Source organism: Hyphobacterium lacteum, assembly GCF_036330345.1.
Lineage (GTDB): Bacteria > Pseudomonadota > Alphaproteobacteria > Caulobacterales > Maricaulaceae > Hyphobacterium > Hyphobacterium lacteum.
This window is the reverse complement of record NZ_JAZDRP010000001.1, coordinates 33,756-53,104: the sequence shown is the minus strand read 5'-3', so window position 1 is coordinate 53,104 and position 19,349 is coordinate 33,756. Positions and strand designations below refer to the sequence as shown.

The 19,349-nt window shown below is 61.9% G+C and carries 19 protein-coding genes; 10 read left to right on the top strand and 9 right to left on the bottom strand.

What is annotated here, in order from left to right; all coding sequences use genetic code 11:
- Positions 1 to 5 precede the first annotated feature (5 nt).
- Entirely contained in the window at positions 6 to 1,082 is a 1,077-nt protein-coding gene (locus V0U79_RS00295; protein ID WP_330197458.1) for a DUF2066 domain-containing protein, read from the bottom strand.
- Positions 1,083 to 1,212: 130 nt separating this feature from the next.
- Between V0U79_RS00295 and purM the strand changes: the two genes are divergently transcribed.
- The 3 genes from purM to arfB are packed head-to-tail and all read left to right on the top strand — an operon-like array spanning position 1,213 to position 3,230.
- Entirely contained in the window at positions 1,213 to 2,241 is a 1,029-nt protein-coding gene (purM, locus tag V0U79_RS00290; protein WP_330197457.1) for a phosphoribosylformylglycinamidine cyclo-ligase, read from the top strand.
- The gene (purN, locus tag V0U79_RS00285; RefSeq protein WP_330197456.1) at positions 2,238 to 2,801 is read left to right on the top strand and encodes a phosphoribosylglycinamide formyltransferase; all 564 of its coding nucleotides are present in this window, start codon (positions 2,238 to 2,240) and stop codon (positions 2,799 to 2,801) included. Before purM ends, purN begins: the two co-directional genes overlap by 4 nt.
- A gap of 9 nt (positions 2,802 to 2,810) precedes the next feature.
- A complete protein-coding gene (gene arfB / locus V0U79_RS00280; protein ID WP_330197455.1) occupies positions 2,811 to 3,230 on the top strand; it encodes an alternative ribosome rescue aminoacyl-tRNA hydrolase ArfB in 420 nt (139 codons plus the stop codon).
- Positions 3,231 to 3,235: 5 nt separating this feature from the next.
- On the opposite strand, the gene V0U79_RS00275 is transcribed toward arfB, so the two are convergent.
- Complete coding sequence (locus V0U79_RS00275) at positions 3,236 to 3,958, bottom strand: DUF2268 domain-containing putative Zn-dependent protease (RefSeq protein ID WP_330197454.1); 723 nt, start codon at positions 3,956 to 3,958, stop codon at positions 3,236 to 3,238.
- Between the two features lie 298 nt (positions 3,959 to 4,256).
- Positions 4,257 to 4,679, bottom strand: a complete 423-nt coding sequence (gene ndk, locus V0U79_RS00270; RefSeq protein ID WP_330197453.1) for a nucleoside-diphosphate kinase — start codon at positions 4,677 to 4,679, stop codon at positions 4,257 to 4,259.
- A 96-nt stretch (positions 4,680 to 4,775) separates the two neighbouring features.
- Here ndk and V0U79_RS00265 point away from each other — a divergent pair, with 96 nt between their 5' ends.
- Complete coding sequence (locus V0U79_RS00265; RefSeq protein WP_330197452.1) at positions 4,776 to 6,650, top strand: ABC-F family ATP-binding cassette domain-containing protein; 1,875 nt, start codon at positions 4,776 to 4,778, stop codon at positions 6,648 to 6,650.
- Between the two features lie 133 nt (positions 6,651 to 6,783).
- On the opposite strand, the gene V0U79_RS00260 is transcribed toward V0U79_RS00265, so the two are convergent.
- The 3 genes from V0U79_RS00260 to V0U79_RS00250 are packed head-to-tail and all read right to left on the bottom strand — an operon-like array spanning position 6,784 to position 9,011.
- Positions 6,784 to 7,074, bottom strand: coding sequence for an I78 family peptidase inhibitor (locus V0U79_RS00260; RefSeq protein WP_330197451.1), 291 nt, complete (start codon positions 7,072 to 7,074; stop codon positions 6,784 to 6,786).
- A gap of 5 nt (positions 7,075 to 7,079) precedes the next feature.
- A complete protein-coding gene (locus V0U79_RS00255) occupies positions 7,080 to 7,532 on the bottom strand; it encodes a DNA polymerase III subunit chi (RefSeq protein WP_330197450.1) in 453 nt (150 codons plus the stop codon).
- A 6-nt stretch (positions 7,533 to 7,538) separates the two neighbouring features.
- Positions 7,539 to 9,011: a leucyl aminopeptidase gene (locus V0U79_RS00250; protein WP_330197449.1), complete on the bottom strand. Its 1,473-nt coding sequence runs from the start codon at positions 9,009 to 9,011 to the stop codon at positions 7,539 to 7,541.
- A gap of 120 nt (positions 9,012 to 9,131) precedes the next feature.
- Here V0U79_RS00250 and V0U79_RS00245 point away from each other — a divergent pair, with 120 nt between their 5' ends.
- The 6 genes from V0U79_RS00245 (at position 9,132) to rsmA (ending at position 16,784) form a co-directional block, all read left to right on the top strand.
- Positions 9,132 to 10,256 (top strand): LptF/LptG family permease, encoded by a 1,125-nt coding sequence (locus V0U79_RS00245; protein ID WP_330197448.1) that lies wholly within the window; start codon positions 9,132 to 9,134, stop codon positions 10,254 to 10,256.
- Positions 10,253 to 11,356: an LptF/LptG family permease gene (locus tag V0U79_RS00240; RefSeq protein WP_330197447.1), complete on the top strand. Its 1,104-nt coding sequence runs from the start codon at positions 10,253 to 10,255 to the stop codon at positions 11,354 to 11,356. Before V0U79_RS00245 ends, V0U79_RS00240 begins: the two co-directional genes overlap by 4 nt.
- A gap of 71 nt (positions 11,357 to 11,427) precedes the next feature.
- Positions 11,428 to 13,641 (top strand): LPS-assembly protein LptD, encoded by a 2,214-nt coding sequence (locus tag V0U79_RS00235; RefSeq protein ID WP_330197446.1) that lies wholly within the window; start codon positions 11,428 to 11,430, stop codon positions 13,639 to 13,641.
- An 82-nt stretch (positions 13,642 to 13,723) separates the two neighbouring features.
- Positions 13,724 to 14,956 (top strand): peptidylprolyl isomerase, encoded by a 1,233-nt coding sequence (locus tag V0U79_RS00230; RefSeq protein ID WP_330197445.1) that lies wholly within the window; start codon positions 13,724 to 13,726, stop codon positions 14,954 to 14,956.
- On the top strand, positions 14,956 to 15,939 hold the full coding sequence (gene pdxA / locus V0U79_RS00225; protein WP_330197444.1) for a 4-hydroxythreonine-4-phosphate dehydrogenase PdxA: 984 nt from the start codon (positions 14,956 to 14,958) through the stop codon (positions 15,937 to 15,939). Before V0U79_RS00230 ends, pdxA begins: the two co-directional genes overlap by 1 nt.
- Positions 15,936 to 16,784 carry a 16S rRNA (adenine(1518)-N(6)/adenine(1519)-N(6))-dimethyltransferase RsmA gene (gene rsmA / locus V0U79_RS00220; protein WP_330197443.1) on the top strand — a complete coding sequence of 283 codons (849 nt, stop codon included), beginning with the start codon at positions 15,936 to 15,938 and terminating at the stop codon, positions 16,782 to 16,784. Before pdxA ends, rsmA begins: the two co-directional genes overlap by 4 nt.
- Here the strand turns inward: rsmA and gmk are convergent.
- From gmk to mltG, 3 genes are read right to left on the bottom strand one after another with little or no spacing between them, the layout of a single operon-like run.
- Positions 16,781 to 17,443: a guanylate kinase gene (gene gmk / locus V0U79_RS00215; protein WP_330197442.1), complete on the bottom strand. Its 663-nt coding sequence runs from the start codon at positions 17,441 to 17,443 to the stop codon at positions 16,781 to 16,783. The two genes, rsmA and gmk, sit on opposite strands and share 4 nt — an antisense overlap.
- Positions 17,433 to 18,296 (bottom strand): YicC/YloC family endoribonuclease, encoded by an 864-nt coding sequence (locus tag V0U79_RS00210; RefSeq protein WP_330197441.1) that lies wholly within the window; start codon positions 18,294 to 18,296, stop codon positions 17,433 to 17,435. The genes gmk and V0U79_RS00210 overlap by 11 nt, the downstream gene beginning before the upstream one ends.
- A 17-nt stretch (positions 18,297 to 18,313) precedes the next feature.
- Entirely contained in the window at positions 18,314 to 19,345 is a 1,032-nt protein-coding gene (gene mltG, locus V0U79_RS00205; protein WP_330197440.1) for an endolytic transglycosylase MltG, read from the bottom strand.
- Between the last annotated feature and the right edge of the window lie 4 nt (positions 19,346 to 19,349).

Sequence of the window (19,349 nt, the reverse complement as noted above, 5' to 3'; positions counted from 1 at the left end):
TCTTTCTATCGCGACCTGACGACAAGGCCGAGGTCGGGATCTTCCATCAGACGTGCGCCGCGCGCATCCAGTTCACGCTGCAGCTGGCTGAACTGGCCGCGGAATTCCAGCGTCATCATCGCGCCGGTCGGCGCGATGGCATCCAGCTGGGCCGAACGGATCAGCGAAGTGCCGGTGATCGCGTTCTGCAGGCGGCGCCATTCGCTCAGGGAGTTGTAGAGCACGGTGACATTCAGCGATTCAGCACCGCCGCCGCGAACGATCGCTTCCGCTTTCCAGGCATTCTCCAGATCTGTCACGAAGCGGGTTGCTGCGCCACGGAAAGTGTTCGTGGCGATGGTCGGGATTTGCTGGCTGGAGACTTCACCGGATCCATCGAAGGAAAACAGACGCCCGTCGACGCGGACACCGCCCTCGCCCTGGCGCGCGACCATGACCGCGACGCGCGAGACGCCATAGGCTTGTGCAACCGAGCGCAGCTGGCTTTCATTCATCTGGACCGCACTGTTGCCATCAATCAGCATGCGGCCGGCATCCCCCGACGGTGCGCTGACCGGAGACAGGGCGTGCTGGTAACCACCCGTGCGCCAGGCGCGCAGCCAGGGCTGTTCGTTGACTTCGCCGGTTTCCGGATTGGTCGTATTCCAGAGCCAGTAATTGCCCGAAGCTGTCTGCAGCACCGGCAGGACCAGAATTTCTCGCGCCTGGCCTTCGACAAAAGGAACACCCAGCCCGTTCAGCCAGATGCGAACCGCCCGGGGATCGAAGCTGACCGTCAGCTCGCCCAGATAGCGCGTGGCACTGCGTTGTTCATTGCGAACCTGCAGGCCGCTGATCATCTCGGCCGCAGCCTCATTGGTAATCTCGGGCACTTGCAGCCGGTCTTCCGGCAGGGTCAGCCGTGCGAGCAGTGCATGAACCGCCGCCACCTGGCCGCGCCGCATGGCAATCGTCTGCGCTTCCAGCGCGTTATCCGCCGTGGCATCGATGGGCACGCCCACGACCGTGTAAGGCGAATCCGCTTCTGCGAGACCGGTCCAGACCACAATCGCGGCGATGGCTGCAAATAACTGACGCATCATGGCGCGCTTCCCTTCGCTTTGAGCTATACGCCCCGTTATACCCGCCTGAGACGCGCGGTGAAGCCCGTGTCTTGCGCCAAAGCTGAGTTTTGAGGGACATTCCCGCAAGGCCGAATCTGGAAAACCTGCCATGACCGAAGACCGCCGCAACAGCCTGACCTATGCCGATGCCGGTGTGGATATCGATGCCGGAGACGCACTGGTCGACCGGATCAAGCCGCTGGCAAAGTCCACGGCCCGGCCCGGCGCCGAGGTCGCTCTGGGCGGTTTTGGCGGTGCTTTCGACCTGAAAGCGGCCGGCTATGAGGATCCGATCCTGGTATCCGGCACGGACGGTGTGGGCACCAAGCTGCGGATCGCGATCGAGACCGGCATTTTCGATACGATCGGGATCGATCTGGTCGCCATGTGTGCCAACGACGTGCTCGCCCAGGGCGCCGAGCCTCTGTTTTTTCTGGATTATTTCGCTACAGGCAAGCTCGATCCGGCCCGCGGCGAAGCCATTGTCGCCGGCATTGCAGAAGGTTGCCGCCAGTCCGGCTGTGCCCTGATCGGCGGTGAAACCGCGGAAATGCCCGGCATGTATGCAGGCGATGATTTCGATCTGGCCGGCTTTGTCGTGGGGGCTGCCGAGCGCGGTTCGCTATTGCCACGAATGGACGACATGCAGGCCGGTGATGTGCTGATCGGGCTGGCTTCATCAGGCCCGCACTCCAACGGATATTCGCTCATCCGCAAGGTCGTCGAGATTTCCGGTCTGAAATGGACCGACGATGCGCCTTTTGCACCCGGCGAGAGCGTCGGTCAGGCTCTGCTGACGCCGACGCGGCTCTATATCAAATCCTGCGTGCCACTGATCCGCGAGGGGCTGATCAAGGGCCTTGCCCATATCACCGGTGGCGGGCTGGTTGAAAATCCACCGCGCATGCTGCCCGATCATCTCGGTTTCGAGCTGGATTGCACGTCCTGGCAGCGCCCGGCGGTCTTTGACTGGCTGGCGCAGACCGGGGGCATTGATGAAAGCGAGATGCGGCGCGCCTTCAATGGCGGGATCGGCATGCTGCTGGCGGTCGCGGCAGAAGATGCCGAAGCGATTGTGGTCGCCCTCAATGATGCCGGCGAGGACGCCTTCATCTGTGGCGAACTGACCGCGAAGTGACAAAACGTGTCGCCATCCTGATTTCCGGCCGGGGATCAAACATGCGATCCCTGTGCGAGGCCATGAAAGCCGCGGATTTTCCGGCGGAGCCGATTCTGGTCCTTTCGAACCGGCCCGGCGCGGGCGGTCTGGAATATGCGGCGGCTGAAGGCATTGCGCATGCCGTGGTCGATCATAAGGAATATGCCACGCGGGAAGCGTTCGACGCGGCCCTGCACGAAGTGCTATCCGCTGCCAGGCCCGATATCATCTGCCTGGCCGGTTTCATGCGGATCCTGACGCCGGGTTTCGTCGATAAATGGGCCGGGAAGATGATCAACATCCACCCCTCCCTCTTGCCGAAATATCCCGGCCTCCATACGCACCAGCGCGCGCTGGATGCGGGCGATGCCGAGGCCGGCTGTACGGTGCATTACGTGGTGCCTGAAATGGATGCCGGTGAAATCATCGGACAGGCCAGCGTACCGGTTCTGCCCGGCGATACGGCCGAGACGCTGGAAAAGCGCGTGCTGATCGAGGAACACACGCTCTATCCGGCGTGTTTGCGAAAGCTGTGCTAGTCACACGGCATGCAAATCAATGAGGCCATCTTCATCGAGGAAAGCGAGCTGGAAGAGCGGTTTATCCGTGCTTCCGGCCCGGGTGGCCAGCATGTCAACAAGACCGAAAGCGCCGTGCAGTTGCGCTTTGATGTGGCGAGGACGAGCGCGCTTTCAGACGAGGTCAAGGCGCGCCTGACGCGGCTAGCCGGACGGCGAATGTCAAAAGATGGCGTGCTGATCATCGAAGCCAGCGAATCCCGCTCGCAGGAGCGCAATCGCGCTGCGGCGCGCGAACGTCTGAAAACGCTTGTCATCCGGGCCCTGTACAAGCCCAAACCGCGCAAGAAGAGCCGCCCTTCCCTTGCTTCCATCCGCAAGGTGAAGGCCGGCAAGGCGCAGCGCTCCCAGACGAAAGCACTGCGCCAGAAACCGGCCCGGGAGGACTAGCGCGCCTAGCGCATCGTGCGGTCCCAATCGAACCCGGCCAGAGCCCAGATCGCCGCCGGGCTGCGATCCGTCAGCTCCTCGATGGTCAGACCCGAACGCTCCATGGCCTGGCGGACCACCCAGCGGCCGGTGCGATAGCCGATCGCCTCGCGCCCGTCGGGATGCATGAACATCCATTCGCCATAGTTAGAGCGTTGCGGCAGGGCGAGAACTTCCTCGGCCCATTCCTCGATATTCTCCGGCGGCAGATCGGAAGCATTGACCGCGCCAGTGATCTCCTCGGCCGCCACCGTGGCCAGGCCCTCATTGATCACGGCAATCTGGATGCCGTGGCCATAATGATTGCCCTGCATCGTCCAGCCGCGGACGGTATGGTGCAGCTCGTGGGCCATTGTTGTGCGCAGGCCGGTCTCGACGGCCGCCTCGATGCCACCGGGATAGGTAACGGAAATTTCGACCACCAGCTCGCCGGGGCGCTCGGCCCGGCCGGTCACGCCTCCCAGCGCATCCAGCGCCGGACGGTGAACCGGGATCACCGTGACTGATACGGTATCCGCCAGTGCCGGATAGACAGCCTCGACCTCGGCATGAACAGCGTCCAGCCGGGCATCGATGAGCGCGATTTCTTCTGCGCTGAAGGTGTGGTGCTCGTTGGACTGGAACTCGGCCGACACCGGGTCGGCGGAAAGAGTGGCGGTCAACGCCGCGCTGGCAATAAGGGATAACATGGCAAAGCTTTCGTTTCTTGTTGGCGCCCCCTGACGCGCGCCCACCTTTGCCAGACACGTCCGCCTACCGGCAACTGGGACCGGTCAGCGGGCTATCCCCCTAAACAGACAAGAAAAAGCCCGGCACCTGGCCGGGCTTATGAATTTTTGTTTCTCCCCCTGCTTGCGGGGGGAGTGGTCCGCCTGTCCCCGCGAAAGCGGGGCAAAGGGCCGAGGGGGGCAATGACGTTACGCGCCGGCCCCCTCCGGTCGCTTCGCGACCACCTCCCCCGTAAACGGGGGAGGAAAACCTATCTCCTTATCCAACAATCTCGTCGTCGGAGAAGAAGAAGGGGATTTCCTGGGCGGCGGTTTCCGGAGCATCGGAACCGTGCACGGAATTGGCTTCGATCGACTCGGCGAATTCCTTGCGGATCGTGCCCGGCTCGGCATTTTCCGGATTGGTGGCGCCCATGACTTCGCGGTATTTCGCGATGGCGTCTTCGCCTTCCAGCACCTGCACGACCACCGGGCCGGAGATCATGAAGCTGACAAGGTCATTGAAGAAAGGACGCTCGCGGTGAACGCCGTAAAAGCCCTCTGCCTGTTCCTTGGTCATGTGGATGCGCTTTTGCGCGATGATGCGCAGGCCGGCGTCCTCGATCTTGGCGTTGATCTTGCCAGTGAGGTTGCGGGCAGTGGCATCGGGCTTGATAATCGAGAAGGTGCGCTGGATCGCCATTTGAAATGCTCCGGTTCTTGGGGAGGAGTTGAAGAGTCGCGCGGGCTTATAGAGACGCTTTCGTCTCTTGTGAAGCCGTGCTAGCCGCTGCCTCCCATGCTGCACGTCAACGACCTCACCTGCCGGATGGAAGGCCGCGTCCTGATCGATCAGGCGACTTTCCACCTGCCGCCGAAGACCCGGATGGGTCTGGTCGGACGTAATGGCTCGGGCAAGTCCACCCTGTTCCGCGTGATCAAGGGCGAGTTCGGCGCCGAAGCGGGGGATTTTTCCATCCGCAAGGGTGCGCGGATGGGCTCGGTCGATCAGGAAGTCCCTGGCGGCCCGGAAAGCCTGATGGATGTGGTGCTGGCCGCCGATACCGAGCGCGCCAGCCTGCTGGCAGAGGCCGAGACCGCCACCGATCCGCACCGCATCGCCGAGATCCAGACAAGACTGTCAGACATTGAAGCGCATTCCGCCGAAGCGCGCGCCGGCACGATTCTGGCGGGCCTGGGCTTTACCGGGGAAGAGCAACGCCGCCCCTGTTCGGAATTCTCCGGCGGCTGGCGGATGCGGGTCGCGCTTGCGGCGACGCTGTTTGCGCGGCCCGATCTGCTCCTGCTGGACGAGCCGACCAATTATCTCGATCTGGAAGGCGCGATCTGGCTGGAAAGCTATCTGCGCTCATTCCCCGGAGCGGCGCTGATCATCAGTCACGACCGCGATCTTCTGAACGCCATGGACAAGATCGCCCATCTGCGTGCGAAGAAGATCACCATCTATGCAGGCGGCTACGACAGTTTCGAAAAGACGCTGGCCGAACGCCAACGCCTTCAAATGAAGCTGAAGGCCAAGCAGGACGATGAACGCCGCCATCTGCAGAGCTTTGTCGACCGCTTCCGCGCCAAGGCCAGCAAGGCCAAGCAGGCCCAGAGCCGGATCAAACGGCTGGAGAAGATGCAGCCCGTGGCCACGGTTGTCGAAGATCCGGTTGCACCCTTTGTCTTCCCCTCGCCGCACCGGGATATGGCCCCGCCCCTGATGCGGATCGAGAATGCGGTTCTGGGTTATGACGGCAAGGCCGTCTTGCGCGATCTCAATCTGCGGATCGATCCGGATGACCGGATTGCCCTCCTCGGCAAGAACGGTTCAGGCAAGTCGACCTTTGCCAAAATGCTGGCCGGACGGCTGGTGCCGATGGACGGGCATTTCCGCTTTCACAAGAAAATCACGACCGCCTTCTTTGCCCAGCATCAGCTGGACGTGCTGCCACCGGAAAAGTCCGCCTATGACCATGTGCTGGACCGTATGGAAGAGGCCACAGAGGCCCAGCGCCGGTCGCGGCTGGCCAGTTTCGGCCTGCCTATCCATCTGCAGGAAACCAAGGCCAAACAGCTCTCGGGGGGTGAGAAGGCGCGACTCCTGCTGAACCTCATCGTGTTTGAAGGGCCGAACCTTCTCATCCTCGACGAACCGACCAACCATCTCGACATGGACAGCCGGGCGGCCCTGATCGATGCGATCAACAGCTATGAAGGTGCGGTGATCCTGATCGCCCACGACCGGCATCTGATCGAGAGCTGTGTGGACCGTTTGTGGCTATGCGCGAATGGCGGCATCGCGCCCTATGACGGGGACATGGAGGATTACCGCCTGTTCGTCACCGGCAAGACGCCGAAAGACGAGCGCGGGCGCAATCGTGCGCCGGCTGACGAAAAGACCGAACGCCGCCGAGAGGCGGCGCAGCGCCGCGAACAAATCAAGCCGCTGAAACAGGAAGCGGCGAAATGGGAAAAGGAAGCCGAGCGTTTGCGCGGTGTGCTGGCGACCATCGACAAGGGGCTGGCTGCGCCGGGCCTTTACGAGAAAGATCCGAAAACCGCGACCGAGCTGCAGATCAAGCGGGCCAAGGCCGAAGAGCTGATCGATGCGGCGGAAACGAAATGGCTGGACGCGCTGGAGAGGCTGGAAGCAGCGGAGGCGGACTAGTTAGTTGGAGATTTTCTCCCCCTGCTTGCAGGGGGAGTGGTCTGAAAGGCCGAGGGGGGCGTTCGCTGCTCCCGCTGCCCCCTCCGTCAGCTTCGCTGCCACCTCCCCCGTGAACGGGGGAGGAAAAGCTTTTCTACCCGCAATAGACCCGAACGATGCGGTCGTTTTCATCGAGTTCGAAATTGGTGCGGTCAGCCCGGTAATCCATCGTCACGGCCATGCCCGGCGAAATAGCCCGGTAGGGATGCGGCAGCGTGTCGGTGTCGACCTCGTTGATATTCTGGCCAACCAGGTAGAAAAGCGCATCGGCATCGCAGGCATTATCGTCGAAAACCGGGCGTTCGATCGGCGCTTCGGCGGGCGGGGTGGCGCAAGCCGACAGGGCAAGGAAAGGCAGGATGGCGAAAAATCTTGTCTGTTTCATCATGTTCAGGCCTTCTTCTCCCAGCGTCCTTCAACCGATTGCTGCCAATAGGCGACGGACCGTCCCTCGCCCTTGGCTTTCTTCCACAGTGCGCGGGACGCGTTGATGGCAGCCTCGTCGGCCGCATCGAACATCACGCAGCAGCGTTCGAATCCGTCCGGGTTTTCCGGCTCTACCCCGTCGAGGGTGAACAGGACCTGAGCCTTGTTGGCATTGTCTTCTTCGAGAGAGAGCAGGATGGGTTGACGATCCGGGTCGGGCTCGTCCGAGCGCCCATGGGCCAGGAAATTGTCTTCCTTCACCGTCCACAGGCGCTGGTCCAGCTCTTTCAGCCGGTCCGTGCTGGACGTGCGCACCAGCGCCCGCCAGCCCTTTTCGAGTGTCTTTTCGAGCAATTCCGGCAAGGCGTCGGCGAGCGTGGTCCGCTCGAGATGATAGAACCACAGCTCGCCGGGCATACCTGCCTACTTCTCGTAATTGTCGGCGACGAAGCGGTCGAGCAGGCGCACGCCATAGCCCGTACCGAAGGTCGGCAGGCGGGCATCCTTTGCGCCTGACCACATTCCGGTACCGGCAATGTCGATATGTACCCATGGCTTGTCATTGACAAAGCGCTGCAGGAATTGCGCAGCCGTGATGGAGCCGGCGAAACGGCCCTCACCGATATTCTTCATGTCAGCGACGGGTGAGTCGATCTGGCGGTCATACTCCGGACCGATCGGCAGGCGCCAGACCTTCTCGTCGGTGGCCAGACCGGCCTTGGTGAGCGTGTCAGCCAGCTTGTCATTGTTGGAGAAGATGCCCGCATGCTCATGGCCCAGCGAGATCAGGATCGCTCCGGTCAGCGTAGCCAGATCGATCATGAATTCCGGATCATACTTGTCCTGCGCATACCAGAGCACATCAGCCAGCACGAGGCGGCCTTCAGCATCTGTATTGAGGATCTCGATGGTCTGACCGGACATGGAGGTGACAATGTCGCCCGGGCGCTGTGCATCACCATCGGGCATGTTCTCGACCAGCCCGATGAGACCGACTGCATTGACCTTGGCTTTCCGCTTCGCCAGCGACGCCATCAGGCCGACAACGGCGGCAGACCCGCCCATATCGCCCTTCATCTCGTCCATTCCCTGGCCGGGCTTCAGCGAGATGCCGCCGGTGTCGAAAGTGACACCCTTGCCGATGAAGGCCAGCGGCTTGTCATCCTTCTTGCCGCCATTCCATTTCATGATGGCGATCTTGCTTTCAGCCACCGAACCCTGGCCGACGCCCAGCAGGGAGTGCATGCCGAGCTTCTTCATTTCCTTTTCGCCGAGAATCTCGATCTCGAGACCCAGATCGGCCAGCTTCTCGACGCGCTTGGCGTATTCCGGCGGACGCAGGAAATTCGGCGCTTCGTTGACCAGATCGCGGGCGATATAGACGCCATCGGCCACCGCGCTGGCGTGTGTCCAGGCCGCTTTGGCCGCCTTCATGTCGTCGGTCGCGATGGTCAGCTTGGACAGGGACGGCTTTTTGTCGTCGGACAGTTTTGTGCGGTATTTGTCGAAGCGGTAGGCGGCCAGCATGGCGCCCAGTGCGAATCGCGCCGCACACTCGGCATCGCAAACGCCGGCCAGATCAACGTGGAGGGCTTTTTCACCCGAGGTCAGCAACGCCTTGGTCAGGCCGGCACCGGCCTGCTCCATCGTATTTCCATCGGTCTTTTTCTTGCCAACGCCGAATACCACAACGCGATCGCCATCAATGCCGGACGGCGCTGACAGAACGAGGGTTTCGCCGGCACCGCCCTTGAAGCGGGAACCCTTGATAGCGCGGGAAATCGCCCCGCCACTCGCCTTGTCAGCGGCCTTGGCCGCATCGGACAACGCCGCCTTTTCGAACGCCGCGACGGCGATCGAGCCGGATTTCGGTGCTGCTGCAAACTTGATTTCCATGCCTCATCCCTCGGTGGTGGTTGACGCGCGATGCAAACTGCCGCGCAAAATGTGTCGGCGAAGTGGTATCCGATCAAACGGTGATATAGAAGGCCGAAACCGCAAGAGACTGCAGGTCGAATGATTCTCGTACAGAGATATATGTTCCGGCAATTGCTGATGCCGTTCCTCACCGCCGCCGTTGCGTTTGCGGGTCTGGCGCTGTTGACACAATCGCTGTCGAACATCGATTTCATCTCGAATTATCGGGAAACCGCCTTCACCTTCATCAAGGTGACCTTTCTGGCGCTGCCGCAGCTGATTGCCCTTTTATCACCCTTTGCCCTGTTCATCGCCGTGCTGGCGGGGCTTTCGCGGCTGTATTCGGATTCAGAAGCCACGGTGGCATCGGCCTCCGGCCTGTCGCGCTGGGGTTTGCTGTCACCGGTGATGCGGCTGGCCTTTCTGGCCGCCTTGCTGAACCTGGTGGTCAACCTCTTCATCCAGCCTCTGGCCTATCAGGAAATGCGCCGCAGCGTATACGAGCTGCGTACGGATGTTGCTGCCAGCCTCGTGCGGCCAGGCGAATTCGCCAATCTTGCCGCTGGCGTGACGCTCTATGCACGCGAATCCGATGGCAGCGGGCGGATGAGTGATATCTTCATTCACGATGCCCGCGATCCGGACGAGGTATCCAGCTATGCGGCACGCGAGGGCGTGATCGTGCGCGGCGCGGAGCGCCCGTCCATGGTGCTGATCGACGGCAATGTGCAGCAGATCGACGAGACCGGCGCGCTCAGCTTCCTGACCTTCGACCGCTATGAGTTCGATCTGGGCGATTTCGTCGACCCCCAGTTGATTTTCTTCTTCAAGGAATCGGACCTTTTCCTGCACGAGCTTTTCTATCCCAGCGCCGCCTCGCTGGCCCGGGCGCGGGGCGTGGAACGCCTGCAGGCCGAGGCGCATTACCGCCTCGCCGGCCCCCTGTATAATATCGCGCTCGCGCTGATCGCGGCGGCAGCCTACATGTCGGGCGCCCATTCGCGGATGGGCAATACACGCAAGGTCGTGATCGCCGTTGCCATTGCTTTGGCGGTAAGATTGTCAGGCTTTGCCGCCCAGTCCGCGGCCACTGACGATATGGCGTTCAACTATGTGCAGTACGCCATCCCCATTGCGGCAATCATCGGTTCCATCATGGTCATCTGGTGGCGCAAACCGAAAACCCGGCGCCGGGCACCGGTCGCCGAGGGAGCCGCGTCATGAGTCTGCTTCCCAACAAGCTGGGGCGGTATCTGGCGCGGCAGATCCTGTTCGGTCTTCTGGTCGCCGGCGCCATTGTGGCCACCATCATCATCCTCGTGGACTTCGTCGAACAATCGCGCGCCATCGGCACGCGCATCGAGATTTCAGCCTTCGAGCTTCTGACATTGACGATGATGCGTGCGCCCCTCCTGCTGGAGGAGACCCTGCCCTTTATCTTTCTGTTCGGTGTGCTGTTTGCCCTCTTCCGCCTGAACCGGCGCAGCGAACTCGTCGTGATGCGCGCTTCCGGCTATTCGGCCTGGCGGATCGTGACGCCGGCGGTGATGATCGCCCTGGTTTTCGGCCTCCTGGCAGCCACCCTTCTAAATCCGCTGGGCTCAGCCCTGAATGCCGAGTTCGAAGCCCGGCGCGACCAGCTTACGGAAATCGAGACGGATACACCGCGGGCCGAGCAGATCTGGCTACGGGAAACCACCAGTGATGGCTTTATCGTGATCTCCGCCGGACAGCTGGAAGAAAACGTCCGTGAATTGCTGCACCCGGTCTTCCATTTCTATGTGACCAGCGAGAACGGCACGCCGGATCTCGACCGCCGGGTTTCCGCTGATCTGGCACGGCTCGCAGCCGGGTTCTGGACGCTGGAGAACGCGGTTGAACTTTCGCCGGGGGCTGAGCCACTCGAAATCGGAGAGGTTTCTCTGCCGACCTCGATCGACCGGCAATCCCTGTTCGAGCGCATCCGGTCGCCGCGCGGGGTATCCTTCTGGGATTTGCCGGGTCTGATTGCTTCTGCGGAAGCCTCCGGACTGGCCGTGGAGCGGTTCGAACTGCGCTGGCAAGGGCTTCTCACCTTGCCGCTGACGCTGATCGCCGCCAGCCTGATTGCCGCTGCCGCCACCTTGCGGCTTTACCGGCTGGGTGGAGCGGCAGCCTTCGCACTGACCGGCGGTGCGGCCGGTTTCCTTGTCTACTTCGTGCAGGAAGTCCTGCACACGCTGGGCGAAAACGGCACGCTCCCGCCGATCACCGCCGCCTGGGCTGCGCCGATGATCACGACGCTTCTGGCGCTTGCCTATATTGCTTCAACAGAAGATGGTTAGCCTAGGCGTGGACGGTTCGCGGCGAACCGTTTAAGCGTTGTCAGGGCGGCGCGCGCCTTGAGGAGTTTTTGATGCGGTCACTGCTTTTGTCTGCGGTCTGTCTGAGCGTTCTGGTTCCGGGCGCATCCCTTGCCTCGGAATGCGAGATCGGGCTGGACAAGCAGACCGGGCTTTTGACGGCGGAAACCAGTGACGAACCGGTTTACATCGAAGCCGACACGCTGATCGAGAACCGCGAAGCCGGCAGCTATATCGCGCGCGGGAATGTCGTGGCCCGCCAGAGCGGGCGCACGGTCGAGGCCGACGAACTGGAATACCGGCCAGGCCAGAACCGCGTCATTGCGCGCGGCAATGTTGCCATCTTCTCGGATAATGCACCGCCTCAATATGCCGATGAGGTCGAGCTGGATGACGAGCTGGGTGAAGGCCTTGCTGTCGGCTTCTCGACCTTGCTGGAAAATAATGGCCGCGCCGCCGCAGCGTTCGCTGCGCGCCGGGCCAATGGCTCTTTGGAGCTGACCAATGCGTACTACACGGCCTGCCGGATAGGCGGCAATGGCGAGGAACCGACCTGGCGCCTGCGGGCCGCCCGTGCCGTGCAGGATACCGAAGCCGAGATGATCTATTACCGTGATGTTCGGCTGGAAGTGCTGGGTGTTCCGGTCGCCTATGCACCGGCCTTCGCGCATGCAGACCCGTCCTCGCAGCGGCGTTCCGGCTTCCTGTTTCCGTCTTTCGGCGCATCCTCCAGGCTCGGCGTCTTTTATGGCCAGCCCTATTACTGGGCGATTTCACCCTATCAGGACCTGACACTGACACCCCGGGTCATGGCGAATTCCAATCCGCTGATGGAAATCGCCTATCGCAAACGGTTCTGGTCCGGAGATATGGAATTCGAGGCCAGCTATACCAATGAGCGGGACCTCGACAGTGACGGCAACCTCTTCAACGATTCCGAACACCGCTGGCATTTGTTCGGCGGCGGCGAGTTTGACCTTAACGAGAACTGGGTCTGGGGATTTGGCGTACAGCTGGCGTCAGACGACTTCCATCTGCGCACCTATGACATCTCGGAAACGTATAATGACTATCCGGGCCTGTTCCAGCCGGCCCCGAGACGGTTGATGAACCAGCTCTACATTCGCGGGCGCGGCGATCACTACTATGCCGAGCTGGCTACGGCCGGTGTGCAAAGCCTGCGCGAAACAGAAATTGACGATCGTTTGCCGGTGATGGCGCCGATTGGTGAAGTCCGCTTGACCTACCCGGCCGGCGAGAATTTTGGCCGCGTACGGACCATTGCATCCACCGCCGTTCTGACCCGGAATGACGGCGTGGATTATCAACGCGCATCGGCTTCCGTCGACTGGCAGGCCCGGTTTATCGCGCCTGCCGGCCTGGTCTTCGAACCGTTCGCGGCGGGCCGCGCTGATTATTACAGCTTTGAAGACGTGCCTGGCGCCCTGCCTACGGATCCGGTGACCGAGGATTCCTTCGGCCGCTTCCTGGGCTATGCCGGGGCCGAGCTGAGCTGGCCGCTGATCAATTCATCCGGTGAAACCGACACCATCCTCGAACCGATGATCCAGGGCCTGTTTGCCTCCGACGCCAGCGAACAGGCGCGGATCATAAATGAGGACAGCCTCACTGCCGAGCTCGATGAGACGCTGCTGTTCGATCACAACCGGGCCACCGGTTATGATCTATGGGAAGAAGGTACGCGTGTTACCTATGGCCTGCGGTCCACAACATTCTGGGGCGAAAATAACCGCCTGCGCGGCTTCATCGGCCAGAGCCGGCGCATCGACGGCAATCCGGTCTTCCCGGCCAATAGTGGCCTGTTCGACGATGATTCCGATATCATCGTGGCGGGCGAGGTCGATCTCGGCCAGTTCTCGGTCATGGCGCGCACGCGCGTCGACTCCAATGATGGCACGTTGAACCGGGTTGATGTTGTGGCGTCCTATACGAATGACCGCTTCAACGGGCAGATTCGCTATTTCGGCTTTGACGACGCCCTGAACCGGGCGGGAACCAGCGAGGAAATCCAGCTGACTTCGCAGACCCGGCTCACCGACCGGTGGAGCCTTGTCTACAATCTCCAGCGCGATCTGGACGCCGATGTGAACCGGCGCCAGCAGGTCGGATTCCGCTATCGGGACTTCTGTACCGATTTCGAAGTTCTCTATCAGCGTGAGAACCTGAATGTAGGTGCACTTGGCCCCTCGGAATCGATCCAGTTCCGTGTCACTCTCTTCACACTCGGCGGCATAGGCTCCGAATAACAGCGCCTTGCCGTTCCAGAGCGTTGCTTATGACGCTCGTATGGGTATTTTCGGCTCCGAACAGAGACTTATTGGCTTTACGATGAAACGCAGCCTTACCGCATTTCTTGCCCTGCTGATGACCGCTTTCTGGGGCAGCCACGCGCACGCCCAGCAGGTCGAAGGCATTGCCGCCCTGGTGAATGATTATCCGATCACCACGGTCGACGTCCGCAACCGGATGCGCCTTATCATCGTGTCATCGGGCATCCAGCCGACTGAAGAAGCGCTGGTCCGCATCCAGCAGGAAGCCCTGCGTTCGCTGATCGACGAGACGCTGCAGATCCAGGAAGCGCTGGAATATGAAATCCAGGTCGATCCGGCTGAAATTGATGCGGCGATTGCCAATATCGCTGTCCAGAACAATGCCGATCCGGACCAGATTGCAGCCGAGCTCGCAGCATCCGGTGTCGATATCATCACCTTGCGCCGCCAGCTGGAAGCCGAAATTGCCTGGCAGATCATTGTCGGCGGCCGCTACAACAACCGGATCCGGATCTCGAACCAGCAGATCGAGGCCACGCTGGAACGCGTTGCTGCTTCCGCCTCGCAGCCACAGTATCGCCTCGCCGAGATCTTCATTGAAATTCCGGTGTCCTCCAGCGAAGCAGAAGCCCAACAGCGCACGGTCGCTGTCATGACCCAGCTGACGCAGGGCGCGCCATTCCAGGCCGTTGCCCAGCAATTCTCCGATGCGCCGTCCGCGGCGAATGGCGGTGAGGTTGGCTGGCTGCTGGAAGGCCAGATGCGGCCGGAAGTGGCCCAGGTAGCGCGCGCGCTCGAACCGGGACAACTGTCACGTCCGTTCCGCGTGCCGGGCGGTCTGATGATCATTGCCCTGATCGACCAGCGCGAAAGCTCCGCGTCCATCCAGTATGACCTTGTCCAGGCGACCCTGCCCGCCAGCCGCGTGAATGACGCCTCCGTGGCCGCTTTCGACCGGGCCATTTCGCGTATCAATTCCTGTGATGGAATCGACAGTGGTATCAGCGCTGTGGAAGGAGCCTTCTCTTCGCGGCTGGGCCAGATTTCGTTGAATGCGCTGCTGCCGGAAATCGCCGAGCGCTTGTCTTCGCTTGGACCGGGTGAGAACACCGGGGCCATCGAGACGCCGGCCGGGCGCCAGGTCTATTTTGTCTGCGACCGTTCCATCGGGGGTCCCGGCGTTCCGACTCGCGAAGACATTGAGCGCCAATTGCGCAATCAGCAGCTGTCCATGCTGTCGCGCCGCTGGCTGCGTGACCTTCGCCGCGATTCCACGATCGAGATCCGGTAATGACCGCACCGCTTGCGGTGACGATGGGCGATCCGGCTGGTGTCGGACCGGAAATCACGCTCGCCGCATGGCAGGCCCTGCGAAATCAAAATCAGCCCTTTCTGGTGATTGGCGATCCGGCACTTTATGGCGATGGGGCGCAGGCTGTCGGGACGCCTGCCGAGGCGTTTGCCGTCTTTGACGAAAAACTGCCTGTTCTTCCGGTCTTGCTGGCATCCGCTTGCAGGCCTGGCACTCCGGACGGCGCCAATGCGGCGGCCATCCTGTCGTCGATCGAACAGGCCGTTGATCTGACCGCATCAGGCCTGACATCAGGGATCGTCACCAATCCGATCGCCAAGTCCGTGCTTTACGAGGCCGGCTTCAGGCATCCCGGCCATACCGAGTATCTGGCCATGCTGACGCAGAATTTGCCTGTTGCTGGCGATCGCGGACCGGTGATGATGCTGGCGGGAGACAAGCTACGGGTTTCACTGGTGTCGATCCATGAACCCTTACGGACGGCCATTGACGGGCTAAGCGAAGCGAAAATCCTGCATACGGCCAGAGTCACGGCGCAGGCGCTTGCGCGGGATTTCGGCATTGCAGCGCCACGCCTTACGGTCGCCGGGCTCAACCCGCATGCCGGTGAAAACGGCGCTCTGGGCCAGGAGGAGATCGAGATCATCGCTCCGGCCATTCAGCGCCTGCAGGCCGAGGGGCTGAACGTTTCCGGGCCGGTCTCGCCCGATGCCCTGTTCCACGAAGAGGCCCGCGCCGGCTATGACGCCGCCATCTGTCTCTATCATGATCAGGGCCTGATCCCGTTCAAGGCGCTGGATTTCTGGGGCGGCGTGAATGTCACGCTGGGCTTGCCCGTGATCCGCACCTCGCCGGACCATGGCACCGGCTTCGCGATTGCCGGTCAGGGCCGGGCGCGCGCCGACAGCCTGATCGCTGCAATCCGGATGGCGTCCGGCATGGCCGAACGACGCAGCCAATGAATGATCTGCCGCCCCTTCGTGACATGATCGCCGAGCACGGTCTGCGGGCGGACAAGGGATTTGGGCAGCACTTCCTGCTTGATCTGAACCTGACAGCGAAGATTGCCAGCCTGTGCGGCGATGTCTCCGATGCGGCGCTGATCGAAGTTGGCCCGGGTCCGGGCGGGCTGACACGCCCCCTGCTGGCGCTGGGTCCGCAAAAAATGGTCGTTATCGAAATGGATGCGCGCTTCATCCCGGTTCTCGAGCAGACGGGTGAAGCCTATGAGACCCCCTTCGAGATTGTTGAGGGGGATGCGCTGAAAGCCGATGAGGCGGCGCTGATCGGCGATGGCCCGGCAGTGATCGCGTCCAATCTGCCCTACAATGTCGGTACGCCCCTTCTCATCAAATGGCTCAAGGCCAACCCGCTCTACTGGCGGCGCATGGTGTTGATGTTCCAGAAAGAAGTTGCCGACCGCGTGGTCGCCCCTGTCGGATCGAAGGCCTATGGACGGCTGGCCATCCTGACCGCAGCCGTGGCCTCAGCCCGCCTCGCGCTGAAAGCCCCGGCCCGGGCCTTTACCCCGCCCCCAAAAGTCGACAGCGCCGTTGTGGTTCTCGATCCGCTGCCGGAAGATAAACGCTTTGCCGATCTAGAAGCGCTGGAAATCGTCACCGAGAGCGCATTCGGACAACGGCGCAAGACGCTGCGCAAGAGCCTCGGCATTGCCGCCGGAAAAGCCGGTACGTCCTCCGAGAGCCTGCTGGAAACCGCCGGCATTGATCCGGGCGCACGGGCGGAGACCATTGATCCGAACGGCTTTTTCAGACTGGCCGAGGCCTGGCGGGCAGCGAAGGGCTAGCGCCGCTCGTTCATCAGCTCGTCGACAAAGCGGCGCAGCCAGGGCCGGCGCTGGCGTTTCAGGCGCTCGGCCCTCAGGATCTGTTCAAGCTCGTCCAGCGCGCCGGAAAAGTCCTCATTGACGATGACATAATCGTATTCTTCCCAGTGCGAAACCTCATCCTCGGAGCGTTCCATGCGCCCGTTGATGACGTCTTCACTGTCCTGTCCGCGCTTGCGCAGCCGATCTTCCAGCAGCTTCATGGATGGCGGCAGGATGAAGATGCGGACGACATCACGCGGCGCCTGTTCGGCCAGCTGCTGAGCGCCCTGCCAATCGATGTCGAACACGACGTCGCGGCCATCGGCCAGAGCTTCCTCGACCGGCGACTTGGGCGTGCCGTAATACTGATCGAACACCTTGGCATGCTCGAAGAACTCGTTCGCAGCGATCTGGCGCTCAAATTCGGCGTGGTCAACGAAAAAATAATCCTGCCCATCCACCTCACCCGGACGCGGCGCACGGGTTGTCGAGGAGACCGACAGGACCACATCGGGATGATGCATGATCAATCGCTTCGAGAGCGTTGTCTTGCCAGCCCCTGAAGGGCTGGACAGGACCAGCATCATGCCTCTGCGTCCGCCCCTGTGACGGGGAGCCTTGGGGCGGTCATTCGACATTCTGGATCTGCTCCCGGAACTGGTCCACGGACGCCTTCAGCGCCAACCCGATACGGGTCAGCTCCGAATCGCCGGACTTGGAGCATAGCGTGTTGACCTCGCGATTGAACTCCTGCGACAGGAAATCCAGCTTGCGGCCAACCGGCGATCCTCCGTCCAGCAGGATGCGGGCGCTGTCGATATGAGCGGTCAGCCGGTCCAGTTCTTCGCGGATATCCGCCTTGACCGCCAGGATGGCGGCCTCCTGAGCGAGCCGGTCTTCGGGCAAATCACCATCAAGCAGATCGGCCAATTTGGCAGCAAACTTGTCGCGCATCGCCTCCGGGCGCGCAGCGGCCACATCGGCGGCCTGATCGCGCAATGCGGTGATCTCATCCAGCACGGTGGACAGAATGCCGGACAGCGCAGCGCCTTCTTCGCGGCGCGCCGATTTCAGCGCGCTCAATGCCTCGTCGAAGGTTACAAGAACCGCTTTTTCCAGACCTTCGCGATCGTCATCGGCGCAGTCATCCTCGCCCTTCAGAACACCCCGGATCGCCAGCAAGCCATCAAAGGCGGGCGGACTGGCCTCTCCGCGCTCGACAAAGGGACGGCTGGCGTCAATCAGGGCCTGAAGTTTGTCACTGTCGATCACGATACCGGCTTCGCTGGCTTCGCGTGTGATGGTCAGCCCTGCCTGAAGGGAGCCGCGTGCGAAGGCCGTCTTGGCGCGATCACGGGCCGCCAGCTCCAGTGCGTCGAAGCCCGGAGGCGTTCGGAAGCGGACCTCCAGCCCCTTGCCGTTTACGCTCTTGATTTCCCAGGTAATCGTGCAACCGCCATGCGTGGCCACTGCCCGGGCGAATCCCGTCATTCCGGATAAGGCTGCCATTATCGCCGTTCCCGCTCGATACGGCGCCAGTTAGCCACATTCCGCTGATGTTCGCGATAGGTCTCGGCAAAGGCATGGCCGCCCGTGCCGTCCGCCACGAAGAAAAGATAGCCGGTATCCGGCGGATTCAGGACCGCCGCGATTGCGTCGCGGCCCGGATTGGCAATCGGCGTCGGTGTCAGACCATCGATAAAATAGGTGTTGTAGGGGTTCTGGTCATTATCCAGTTCCGAGCGGCGGATACCGCGGCCCAGAGGCTCGCCACCGGTGATGCCGTAGATAATCGTCGGATCGCTCTCCAGCATCATGCCGCGGCGCAGGCGGTTGACGAACACCGAGGCGACCAGCGGACGCTCGGACGCCACGCCGGTTTCCTTTTCAACGATAGATGCCAGAATGATCGCCTCTTCCGGCGTATCGAAGGGCAGATCATCCGCCCGGTCGGGCCAGAGCTGGTCAAGCAAGGCCTGCTGATCCTCCCGCATGCGGTCGAGAATATGCTGACGCGTATCACCGCGATGGAAGCTGTAGGTTTCCGGCAGCAGCGTGCCTTCGGCCGGCACTTCAGTGATCTCGCCGGTCAGGACCGGGTTTTCGTTCAGGATGCGCACGATCTGGGCGCTGGTGCGGCCTTCCGGAGCAGTGACGAAATACTGGATCGTATCGCCGGATCGCAACTGGTCATAAATGTCCTGCAGGCTGGCCCCTGCCGGAATGGCATATTCGCCGGCCCGCAAATCCCGGTCGCCGCCATCGATTGTCACCCAGATCCGGAAGAGCTGGGCATCCTCGATGACACCCGCCTCTTCCAGCCGGTTGGCGATCGCGATCAGGCCGGAGCCGCGCGGCAAGGTGACGATGGTTTCCTCGGCGGCGGGACCGGGCTCGGCCACTTCACCCTGCATCCAGTTCCAGGCCAGAAACGCGCCACCCGCCAGCAGCAAAGCACCGCCCAGCAACAGGATCAGGGCCCAGACAAGCAGCTTGCCGATCAGGCCGGAACTCTTTTTCTCGGAACGCGTTTCACTCATGAGC

Coding starts and splice junctions, on each gene's coding strand:
- V0U79_RS00235 (WP_330197446.1), top strand. CDS start 11,428: ATGCGGTCACTGCTTTTGTCTGCGGTCTGTCTGAGCGTTCTGGTTCCG.
- purM (WP_330197457.1), top strand. CDS start 1,213: ATGACCGAAGACCGCCGCAACAGCCTGACCTATGCCGATGCCGGTGTG.
- arfB (WP_330197455.1), top strand. CDS start 2,811: ATGCAAATCAATGAGGCCATCTTCATCGAGGAAAGCGAGCTGGAAGAG.
- V0U79_RS00245 (WP_330197448.1), top strand. CDS start 9,132: ATGATTCTCGTACAGAGATATATGTTCCGGCAATTGCTGATGCCGTTC.
- V0U79_RS00240 (WP_330197447.1), top strand. CDS start 10,253: ATGAGTCTGCTTCCCAACAAGCTGGGGCGGTATCTGGCGCGGCAGATC.
- V0U79_RS00250 (WP_330197449.1), bottom strand. CDS start 9,011: ATGGAAATCAAGTTTGCAGCAGCACCGAAATCCGGCTCGATCGCCGTC.
- V0U79_RS00260 (WP_330197451.1), bottom strand. CDS start 7,074: ATGAAACAGACAAGATTTTTCGCCATCCTGCCTTTCCTTGCCCTGTCG.
- mltG (WP_330197440.1), bottom strand. CDS start 19,345: ATGAGTGAAACGCGTTCCGAGAAAAAGAGTTCCGGCCTGATCGGCAAG.
- V0U79_RS00210 (WP_330197441.1), bottom strand. CDS start 18,296: ATGACGGGATTCGCCCGGGCAGTGGCCACGCATGGCGGTTGCACGATT.
- V0U79_RS00265 (WP_330197452.1), top strand. CDS start 4,776: ATGCTGCACGTCAACGACCTCACCTGCCGGATGGAAGGCCGCGTCCTG.
- V0U79_RS00255 (WP_330197450.1), bottom strand. CDS start 7,532: ATGCCCGGCGAGCTGTGGTTCTATCATCTCGAGCGGACCACGCTCGCC.
- ndk (WP_330197453.1), bottom strand. CDS start 4,679: ATGGCGATCCAGCGCACCTTCTCGATTATCAAGCCCGATGCCACTGCC.
- pdxA (WP_330197444.1), top strand. CDS start 14,956: ATGACCGCACCGCTTGCGGTGACGATGGGCGATCCGGCTGGTGTCGGA.
- V0U79_RS00230 (WP_330197445.1), top strand. CDS start 13,724: ATGAAACGCAGCCTTACCGCATTTCTTGCCCTGCTGATGACCGCTTTC.
- V0U79_RS00295 (WP_330197458.1), bottom strand. CDS start 1,082: ATGATGCGTCAGTTATTTGCAGCCATCGCCGCGATTGTGGTCTGGACC.
- rsmA (WP_330197443.1), top strand. CDS start 15,936: ATGAATGATCTGCCGCCCCTTCGTGACATGATCGCCGAGCACGGTCTG.
- gmk (WP_330197442.1), bottom strand. CDS start 17,443: ATGTCGAATGACCGCCCCAAGGCTCCCCGTCACAGGGGCGGACGCAGA.
- V0U79_RS00275 (WP_330197454.1), bottom strand. CDS start 3,958: ATGTTATCCCTTATTGCCAGCGCGGCGTTGACCGCCACTCTTTCCGCC.